Here is a 9,127-nt window from a genome sequence, read left to right as displayed (position 1 = left end):
GTGGTGCGACCGGCGGCGCCGGTGCGGCGGGCACCGAGGCGACGCCCTCCCCGCGCACCGGCCCGAACGCCGGGTCCGGCACTGCACAGCCCGGCCAGCCCGGCCCGCGGGCGCAGTCGGCCCCCTCGTCGGGCGAGCGCTCGGCGCAGACGCCGGACCGCCGCGAGGGTGGACGCGCCGCCGAGAGCGGCAGCTCCAAGACGGACCGCGCCACCTCGGAGCGCGAGGGCGGCCGCGCCGCGCAGCAGCGGGGCGAGAACGCCGACCGGCAGTCGTCCGAGCGCGAAGGCCGCCGCAACGAGACCTCCGGCAGCCGGTCGGGCAATGCCGACCTGTCGCGTGAGGACCGCTCGCGGATCCACCGCACGCTGATCGGCCATGGCGGCCCGCGCGTCGAGCACGTGAACTTCTCGCTGTCGATCGGCACCGCCGTCCCGCGCTCGGTGCGGCTCGCCCGCGTGCCCTCGACGGTGATCGAGATCCATCCCGCTTGGCGCGCTTACGAGTATTTCGTGGTGGGCGACCAGGTGGTGATCGTCGATCCGGACGACCTGCACATCGTGGCGATCATCGACGCGTGACGTCGTCGACGATCGCGCGTGTTCTTTCGAAGGGCCGGCCGCCGCGCCGGCCCTTCTTCGTTTCACCGGCGCGATGGTCTCGTCGGCGCAACCATCCGGCCGGCGCAGCCACCGAGAAAATCAGCAGAGGTTGCGGGACAGCGCGTTGTGGATCGCGGTCGCGGCGACCGCCGCGTGGCCGGTGGCGACCGCGATCTGGTGCAGGTCGGTGGTGACGTCGCCCGCGGCATAGAGCATCGGCACCGAGGTCTGCTGCTTGCCGTCCGCCCACAGGCAGCCGCCCGTCGCCGCCTCGGCGCCGAGCGCCAGTGCGAGGCCGGAGCGCGCCGCCGCGCCCATCGCCGGATAGAGCACGTCGAGCGACACCCGACCACCCGCCGCATCGATCGCCAAAAGCCCGGCGCCGTCCGGATGCAGGTCGACCACCGGCCCCGGCGGTAGCGTGAGCCCCGCCTCGATCGCGGCGCGGTGCTCGGCCTCCGGCAAAACCTCGCGGTCGAGCGCCAGCACCACGACGTCGCGGCTGTAGGTGCGCAGGAACAGCGCCTTGCTCACCGCCCGCCGCACCGGGCCGATCACCCCGATGCGCTTGTCGATCGCCTCGTAGGCGTCGCAGATCGGGCAGAAGCGCACCCGCGCGGCCTTCACCAAGGCGGTGAGCGCCGGCAAATCCGGGCTGTCGTCGACGATGCCGGTGGCGATCAGCACGCTGCGGGCCCGCACCGTGAGGGCGCCGGCGTCGGCGAAAAAGGTGCCGTCGTCGCGCGCGATCCGCTCGACCTCGCCGTGTGCGAGGCGCGCGCCGTATCGCTCCGCCTGATCGCGCAGCCGGGCCAGCAGCGCCGGCCCGGCGATGCCGGCAAAGCCCGGATAATTGTGCGATTCGGGGATCAGCGCCGCCCGGCTCGCGCCGGCATCGATCAGCATCACGCGGCGGCGGAAGCGGGCGAGATAGGTCGCGGCGGTGAGCCCCGCGGGGCCGCCGCCGACGATCAGACAATCCACCGTGCCGTCCTCGCGCGCCATCCGTCCGCCTCGCCGCGTCTCGCGATGCAACGCGCGGATGCGGCGAGCGGTTCGGGCGAGCGGTTCGGGCGGACGGTTCGAGCAGATGTCGTCAGCGACGGGGACGCGACAACCGCTCGAAATTGTCGTCGAGGCAGTGGCGGACCGGCCGGAAGGCGCGCACCGCCGCATCGGGGAGGCTCGCGCCGTGGGCGAGCGCCGCCGCGCCGGCGACCTCGGCCGCCGCGAAAGCCGCGACCTTCTCGGCGACCATCCGGTGCGCCTCGACGAGCGCCTGCGGCCCGCCGGCGGCGAGCCGAAGCGTGCGCAGGGCGACCACGCCCTGCACCTCGGCACCGAGCGAGAGGGCGGTGAGAAACCAGCGCCAGGGATCGAGCCACACGACACGCCTCCGTTCGCGCGCGGACGCTTCTTCGGCATCCGCCGACGCACGGGAGAGTGTCGCACGATCCTCCCAAAGCCCAGTAAACACCTTGCGCTATCGGTGTTTTCCCGCAAGCGGCCGGTGCCGGGCCACCCGTTCGCTCAATACACCACGACGCTGCGGATCGACTTGCCCTGGTGCATCAGGTCGAAGCCGTGATTGATCTCGTCGAGCGTCAGCGTGTGGGTGATCATCGGGTCGATCTCGATCTTGCCCTGCATGTACCACTCGACGATCTTCGGCACGTCGGTGCGGCCGCGCGCGCCGCCGAAGGCGGTGCCCTTCCAGGTGCGGCCGGTGACGAGCTGGAACGGGCGGGTCTGGATTTCCGCGCCCGACGGCGCCACCCCGATCACCACCGAGACGCCCCAGCCGCGATGGCTGGCTTCGAGCGCCTGGCGCATCACCGTGACGTTGCCGGTGCAGTCGAAGGTGTAGTCGGCGCCGCCGATCCGGTCGTCGCCACGCTTGGTGAGGTTGACGAGATAGGGCACGAGGTCGCTGCCGACCTCCTTCGGGTTGACGAAGTGGGTCATGCCGAAGCGCTCCCCCCAGGCCTTCTTGTCGTCGTTGAGGTCGACGCCGACGATCATGTCGGCACCGGCGAGCCGCAGCCCCTGGATGACGTTGAGGCCGATGCCGCCGAGGCCGAACACGATCGACGTCGCGCCCGGCTCGACTTTTGCCGTGTTGATCACCGCGCCGACCCCGGTCGTCACGCCGCAGCCGATGTAGCAGACCTTGTCGAACGGGGCGTCCTCGCGGATTTTCGCCACCGCAATCTCCGGCAGCACGGTGTAATTGGCAAATGTCGAGGTGCCCATGTAGTGGAACAGCGGCTTGCCCTCGATCGAGAAGCGGGAGGTGCCGTCCGGCATCAGCCCCTGCCCCTGGGTCGAGCGGATCGCCGTGCACAGATTGGTCTTGCGCGACAGGCAGGACGGGCACTGGCGGCATTCCGGCGTGTAGAGCGGGATCACGTGGTCGCCCGGCTTCACCGAGGTCACCCCCTCGCCGACCTCGACCACCACGCCCGCGCCCTCGTGACCGAGGATCGCCGGAAAGATGCCTTCCGGATCCGCCCCCGACAGGGTGAACTCGTCGGTGTGGCAAATCCCGGTCGCCTTGATCTCGACCAGGACTTCGCCGGCCCGCGGCCCCTCCAGCCGCACCGTCGTCACCGTGAGAGGCTTGCCCGCCTCGAACGCCACCGCCGCCTTCACATCCATCGAACGTCTCCTCCAGGGGTGGGCGGCGCGCAATGTTTTCACGGAATGCGGGTCGCCGACGAAAACCGGTTCTTCACGGGTCGGGGGTATAGAGGAACCCCTGCGGCGCGACCCCGGACGCCGCGGGCGGAACACGATGCACGTCGATCTCGGCACACTCTACGCCGTCACCACCTTCGCGACGGCAGTGAGCGGCATGATGCTGCTGTTCTCCTGGCTGCAGGACCGCAGCGCGATGACGCTCGCCTGGTGGGGCGGCGGCATGCTCGTTCTGGTGGCCGGCGGCGGCCTCCTCGCCCTGCGCGGCGTGATCCCGGACCGGCCGTCGATCGTGCTCGGCAACACGCTGTGGCTCGCCGCCTATGGCGCGATGTGGTGCGGCGCGCGCAGCTTCGAGGGGCGACGCCCGGCGCTGCTCGCGGCCTCGGCCGCCGCACTTCTGTGGATCGCGCTGTGCCAGACGGATTTCTTCTACGGCGATGCGGTGCTGCGCGTGCGCGTCTTCTCGGTCCTGAACTGCGCGCTCACCCTCTTGATCGCCCGGGAATACTGGCACGCCCGCGACCACGAGCTGGTGTCGCGCGGGCCGGCGATCGTGCTGCTGATCGTGCATGCCGCGATCTTTCTCCTGCGCATCCCGTTCGCCGACCGCCTCGTGTTTCCGATTCGCCTCGATCAGGGCAACCTCGGGGTCGCGGTTCCGGCCGGCATCGCCAGCCTTCTCCTCCATTACTTTTGCATGGCGTTCCTGGTGATGGCGATGGTGAAGGAGCGGCTGGGGCTCGAGCACCGCCGCGAGGCCCTGGTCGACCCCTTGACCGGCATCGCCAATCGCCGCGCCTTCTTCGCCCGCGCCGAGCGGACGCTCGGGCGAATGGCCGTCAACCGGGTCCCGGCCGCCCTGCTGATGCTCGACGTCGATCATTTCAAGCGGATCAACGACACGCTCGGCCACGAGGCGGGCGACCGGGTGCTGTGCGGCCTGTGCGAGGTCGTCTCGGGAGCGCTCCGGCCGAACGACCTGTTCGGACGCACCGGCGGCGAGGAGTTCGTCTGCCTGCTGCCGGGGGCCGGCGCCGCCGATGCGGTGCGGATCGCCGAGCGGATCCGGACGGCGGTGGCGCGGCTGGCGCCGCGGCTCGGGCTCGGCCGGCTGTCGGTCAGCGTCGGCGTGGCGGCGACGCCGGACTTCGGCCGCGAGCTCGTGCCCTTGATGGCGGCGGCCGACCGCGCGCTCTACCGCGCCAAGGCGAACGGCCGCAACCGGGTGGAGCGGGCCGTGCCGGTGCACGATGCGTCGCCGGACGATGCCGGCGAGCCGGGGGTGCCGGCCGCGATCGCGGCGGCCATGCCGGAGACGGCGGCGCCGATGGTGCTCTCGGCGGGCACGCCGGAGATGGTTTCGCCCGAGACGGCTTTGCGTGAGACGGCGACGCCTGCGATGGCTGTGCCGGACGCGGCCGGGTGGAAAGCGGCTGCGCACGAGGAGACGGCCGCCCCGGAAATGCCCGTCCCTGCGGGGGCCGAGGCGAAAATGCCTGCGCCCGAAACAGTGACGACGACAGTGGCCGCACCCGAAACGGCGGCGACGACAGTGGCCGCCGACCGCGCCGACGCCCCGCGCCACAGCCGGCGACGTTTGGCCGGATAACGCACGACGCCCGCCCGCGCGCCGGTTCCCGCCGATCGGCTGCTCGTGTCGCGTCGCTCGGCGGGCAGCGGACCGGCCGGGTCGGACTGCATCCGCGCCGGAATGACACATGTGCGAGGAGAGCCGCCGCTCGCCGGACCCACGCGTGCCCACCACCGGACGATCTCGACCGACGTCCGTGCCGGCCGCCACCGATGCGGCGACGCACCGACGTACCTTTGTACCGGCGAGCGGGCTGAAGTGGCCCCCGAGCCGAGAACCACTGGCGTGGCGTTCTTGGTTGGAAGCTCGGCTGCTCCTGCCTTCCGATATCATGCCGCCAGTCGCTGTGGCGGTTGCGGCTGTGGTCCTGTGGGCGGCGCGTGAGCGCTCACGGTGTTGGCGGTGCTGCCGGTCGCCAAGACCCGGCCGTTCTTCGACGCGATGGAGAAGGAGAAGCCCGCCAGCGATCCCCAGGACCTCGCAAAAAGCCGCTCACGGGGAGGTCGATTTCTCGTCTCCGCCCGGCTATATGTCTGGGGTCTCCCGCGGCCGCCGCGTCGCCGCCCGGGAGCGAGCGCTCGTAGCTCAGCTGGATAGAGCATCAGACTTCGAATCTGAGGGTCGGGAGTTCGAATCTCTCCGAGCGCGCCACTCAACGCTCATCACCCGCTCCACCGGGCTCTGAGCACGGCATGACCGGAGTGCCTCCAGCCGGAGGCACAAAAGTTGAAATTACAAAGAATTACAATTGGCTGGCGTTTCGCTAGCGGTAAGGTTCGGTCTTGCATCGCAGACCGGAGCCGAACCCTGTCGCCAAAAACGACCAACAAAACGCGCAACAATCCGTCCAACTCGGGAGGGAGTCATGCCTGACTTTCTCACCCGTCGGAACGGCACCTGGCATTTCGTCCGCCGCGTCCCGAACGAGTTCCGTGCGCTCGACCCGCGCGGCATCGTCAAGCACACGACGAAAATCCGCATCGCCTCCGATCGCAATGGCCGCCGGGCGGCCCGCGTGGCAGGCAAGCTGAACGAGGCGCTGGAGGCCTATTGGCAGGAACTCGCCGAGCGCCACGCGCTCCGAGAGTACAACGGCTATGAGGCGGCCAGACGCCAGGCGCGAACTCTCGGCTTCGATTATCTCGAAAACACCCAACTCCTGATGCTCCCCGCCGAGCGGCGGCTGGAACGCCTCGAAGCCCTCGTCCTGAACGGGATGGCGAACGACGCCGGTGCCCGTGCCGCCCTGCTCGGCACCGAGAAGCGGCCTCCCTTCATGCTCTCCAAGCTGTTTATGGAGTACGAGGCGGCCACCAAGGACGAAACCAAGGGCTTCTCGCCAAGCCAGCTTCGCGTTTGGCGCAATGGGCGGGAACGCGCCGTGAAGGAGTTCGTCAAGCTGATCGGCGACAAGCCGGTGACCGAAGTCACGGTCGACGACGGCATCGACTATTGCGAATGGTGGCGCGAGCGCGTGGTTTCCGGCGAGACGAACGCCAAGACCGGAAACAAGGCGATCGGCCAACTCAGCCGGATGCTCAAGGAAATGAACATCCGGCGGCGGCTCAATCTGCCCGATGTCTTCAAGGGCCTGCGCCTCAAGGGCGAGGTGGAGAAGTCTCGCAGCCCCTTCGAGGCGGAGTTCATCCAAAAGAGGCTTCTTGCTCCGGGTGCGCTCGCTGGCCTGAACGAGGAAGCACAGCTTGTCCTCTGGGTGGTCGCCGATACCGGCCTGCGGCTGTCCGAGGCGGTGAATCTTCAGCGTCACTCGATCCACTTGGACGCGCCGATCCCGTATGTGGAAGTGCTGCCGGACGGAAGGCGGCTGAAGACCGAGGACTCACGCCGCGAAATCCCGTTGGTCGGGACGGCACTGGCCGCGCTGAAACGTCGCCCGGACGGCTTCCCGCGCTATCGCGACAAGGCGTCGTCACTCTCGGCGGTGGTGAACAACTATCTCGATACACACGGCCTGCGCCCGACCAAAGACCACACGGTCTATTCCTTGCGGCATAGCTTCAAGGATCGCCTGGTCGCAGCCGAGGCTCCGGACAGCCTCATCGACAGCCTGATGGGTCACCGGACCGGCAAGCCCAAATACGGCAAGGGACCGCCGCTTGAACTCAGCTCAAGTTCTTGTTGTCGATCGCCTTCACCCCGCCCTCCCGGCTGTAGGCGGCCAGAAGCCGACGTGCGCGTTCCTTGACGTCTTCCTTGCGCCGAAGCTCGTCGAGCTCGGCCTCGAATTTTTCGTACATGGGAACGTGCACGTGGCCGTCGATCTCGATGAAACAGGCAAGCAGGAGCAGAGCGCCTTCCATGCGCTCGATCAGGGATTTTTGCTGCGGTTCCTGCGTTTGCACGATCGTGGTCGGGTTGCGGTTGCTGGCGCTTCAATCAGAGCCAGATCGGGTCCAGCTTTCCAGAGCACATGCCTGCGGCATGCAACGGGTTGCCGGAAATTCCGTCCGTTTCTCTGAAGCGCCAACAATCAAACGGTCGCAACGGGAGTCCGTTGACGCGGTCTCCGCCGCGTTCCCGACCGGGGCCGTTTGCCGGAAACGGCGGAACTGTCAGCCGATGTCTCCTGAACCGGATCGCCCGTTACGGCAATGGCGAGCGCGACTTCCGGCTTCGACAAGAGAAGCTTGCTCTGGTCGTTGCCATCAAGATCGCGCCACAGAAGCCGCGTGAGGTAGGGCTTGGTCGGCGTGAAGCCGTCAGCGGGCTTGAACGTCTCAACGCTGAACCGAACGCGCGGATTCACCGCGACCGGCTCGTCTGGAAGACCGCGAAAGCCGTGGTCGTTCGCGAACACCTCGACCGTTTCCTCGATGAGAAAACTGTCGCGGTTGATCAGAACAACCCGCGCCTTGAAATCGCGGGACGTCTGGATTTTCGGCGTTGGTCCTGGTTCAAACGACTCAACAAGAGCAATGTGATCGGCCGGTATCAGGCGCTTTCCTATTGTAAACATTTCAGTCATGTTGGTCTCCTGATAGAATTTGCACCCGATCAGGAAACCGCAACCTGCGTTCATATGCTAGGGTTGTTCTTTGTTATAATATTTTTCTTTCAGCTATTATCACCATAGTCACAAAACAAAACCGAACCGAACCGTTCTGGCTCTCACTGCTCACAATGGATACAAGTCGTCTTCGACGCTTGATAAACCGCACCCTCGATCGGGTCCCGCAATTCGGCGGGGTGCGAATGTCCGGCAACACACTCCGGTGGGATATTCTGTAAAAGGCAGAACGAGAAGTCGATCGAAGCCAGCCAATCAGGGCGGTTACAAACAAATCGCGTCCATTCATTCAATAAGCAACGCGCCAACGCCTTGCGGCTGTAGTCACCGGCCATATGAAGAGGCAAGTCAATCTCGACCAAGGTAGGGACACCCCTGCCCTTTAAAATGTCAGCCCCGACGGGACCTAATACGGCTAACAGCCATTCGCTACCATAGATCAAATAATGAGCGGCGTATTTCACAAGAGTGCGGTCATCTGCCACCACGTAGAGACGCCCTGACCGCACATCCTCGACTTCATTGGCTTCCTTCCTGATCGCCTGCTCGACGGTCGCCGCGAAGGCTGCAAGTCGATCGGAGCTTCTCACAATTCTCCGGGCCAATTCGGATAGTTCCGCCCGATCATGGATACGGATGCCCTCGCGGTGATAGCTGCCTGCATCCTCGGTGCGGCAACCGTGGAATGTTCTAAGGACGCTTCCCGACAGCGCCTCTGCCAACGCAGCAACATGCTCATCGAACACTCCGACCATGCTCCGAGCAAGGACGTCCGACCACTCCGTGTCATCCCAACAAAGATCACGATAGGCATTCGGCTTGAGGCGACGCACGCCATCCTTCCGGAACCTCGGAGCCAGCCACTTTCCGAGGACCGGCATCCAACTCACCGGACGCTTCCACTCGAAGTGCAGGCCGGACCAGAGATCATCGCCCCAACCGCCGCTACTAACCGGGAACAGTGTTGCGAAATCGAGACCCGCGACTCTGGCTTGCCCTGTGTTCATTACGCTGTCACCGCTTCAAGCTCAGCCGCTTTTCGCTTCCGGGTCTTCTTACGGCCTTCAGCGCCTCCCGTTTGATCGGCGATGAAGCAGTAGCTCGCCGAGACATCGCGGATGCGCAACGCCTTCATTTTTCGCATCAGGCTGATGCGAGGTAAGCGTCGTGGTCAGGCCACGGCTTTGAGGGCTTGCGGCGGGGCGT

At 66.7% G+C, this 9,127-nt stretch carries 9 protein-coding genes and 1 tRNA gene; 4 read left to right on the top strand and 6 right to left on the bottom strand.

From position 1 onward, the window contains the following. On the top strand, positions 1 to 581 hold a 581-nt coding region (locus A33M_RS21970; protein ID WP_052026785.1), incomplete at its 5' end, for a DUF1236 domain-containing protein. A gap of 120 nt (positions 582 to 701) precedes the next feature. Here the strand turns inward: A33M_RS21970 and A33M_RS00380 are convergent. From A33M_RS00380 to A33M_RS00370, 3 genes are all read right to left on the bottom strand, one after another. Beyond that, the gene (locus tag A33M_RS00380) at positions 702 to 1,586 is read right to left on the bottom strand and encodes an NAD(P)/FAD-dependent oxidoreductase (protein ID WP_202801740.1); all 885 of its coding nucleotides are present in this window, start codon (positions 1,584 to 1,586) and stop codon (positions 702 to 704) included. Positions 1,587 to 1,698: 112 nt separating this feature from the next. After that, positions 1,699 to 1,989: a hypothetical protein gene (locus A33M_RS00375; RefSeq protein ID WP_008382376.1), complete on the bottom strand. Its 291-nt coding sequence runs from the start codon at positions 1,987 to 1,989 to the stop codon at positions 1,699 to 1,701. A 143-nt stretch (positions 1,990 to 2,132) separates the two neighbouring features. Further along, entirely contained in the window at positions 2,133 to 3,260 is a 1,128-nt protein-coding gene (locus tag A33M_RS00370; RefSeq protein ID WP_008382375.1) for an S-(hydroxymethyl)glutathione dehydrogenase/class III alcohol dehydrogenase, read from the bottom strand. A 136-nt stretch (positions 3,261 to 3,396) separates the two neighbouring features. Between A33M_RS00370 and A33M_RS00365 the strand changes: the two genes are divergently transcribed. From A33M_RS00365 to A33M_RS00355, 3 genes are all read left to right on the top strand, one after another. Continuing rightward, a complete protein-coding gene (locus A33M_RS00365; protein ID WP_008382374.1) occupies positions 3,397 to 4,911 on the top strand; it encodes a diguanylate cyclase in 1,515 nt (504 codons plus the stop codon). 556 nt (positions 4,912 to 5,467) lie between these two features. Further along, positions 5,468 to 5,544, top strand: a tRNA-Arg gene (locus tag A33M_RS00360). Positions 5,545 to 5,758: 214 nt separating this feature from the next. Beyond that, positions 5,759 to 7,099 carry a tyrosine-type recombinase/integrase gene (locus tag A33M_RS00355; protein ID WP_008382373.1) on the top strand — a complete coding sequence of 447 codons (1,341 nt, stop codon included), beginning with the start codon at positions 5,759 to 5,761 and terminating at the stop codon, positions 7,097 to 7,099. Here A33M_RS00355 and A33M_RS24525 read toward each other — a convergent pair. The 3 genes from A33M_RS24525 to A33M_RS23600 all read right to left on the bottom strand — a co-directional run bounded on the left by A33M_RS24525 (position 7,017) and on the right by A33M_RS23600 (position 8,928). Continuing rightward, positions 7,017 to 7,256, bottom strand: coding sequence for a hypothetical protein (locus tag A33M_RS24525; protein WP_202801739.1), 240 nt, complete (start codon positions 7,254 to 7,256; stop codon positions 7,017 to 7,019). The two genes, A33M_RS00355 and A33M_RS24525, sit on opposite strands and share 83 nt — an antisense overlap. 128 nt (positions 7,257 to 7,384) lie before the next feature. Further along, positions 7,385 to 7,879, bottom strand: a complete 495-nt coding sequence (locus A33M_RS00350) for a hypothetical protein (protein WP_040618702.1) — start codon at positions 7,877 to 7,879, stop codon at positions 7,385 to 7,387. Between the two features lie 143 nt (positions 7,880 to 8,022). Continuing rightward, complete coding sequence (locus A33M_RS23600; protein WP_157223270.1) at positions 8,023 to 8,928, bottom strand: hypothetical protein; 906 nt, start codon at positions 8,926 to 8,928, stop codon at positions 8,023 to 8,025. Between the last annotated feature and the right edge of the window lie 199 nt (positions 8,929 to 9,127).

Source organism: Rhodovulum sp. PH10, from assembly GCF_000293785.1.
In the GTDB taxonomy this organism is placed as follows: Bacteria; Pseudomonadota; Alphaproteobacteria; order Rhizobiales; family Xanthobacteraceae; genus Rhodoplanes.
The sequence above is the reverse complement of the archived record's forward strand: the minus strand, read 5'-3'. Positions and strand labels throughout refer to the sequence as shown.

Bases quoted from the DNA above. Each gene is read 5' to 3' on its own strand.
- A33M_RS23600 (WP_157223270.1), bottom strand. From the start codon at position 8,928: ATGAACACAGGGCAAGCCAGAGTCGCGGGTCTCGATTTCGCAACACTG.
- A33M_RS00370 (WP_008382375.1), bottom strand. From the start codon at position 3,260: ATGGATGTGAAGGCGGCGGTGGCGTTCGAGGCGGGCAAGCCTCTCACG.
- A33M_RS00355 (WP_008382373.1), top strand. From the start codon at position 5,759: ATGCCTGACTTTCTCACCCGTCGGAACGGCACCTGGCATTTCGTCCGC.
- A33M_RS00350 (WP_040618702.1), bottom strand. From the start codon at position 7,879: ATGACTGAAATGTTTACAATAGGAAAGCGCCTGATACCGGCCGATCAC.
- A33M_RS00365 (WP_008382374.1), top strand. From the start codon at position 3,397: ATGCACGTCGATCTCGGCACACTCTACGCCGTCACCACCTTCGCGACG.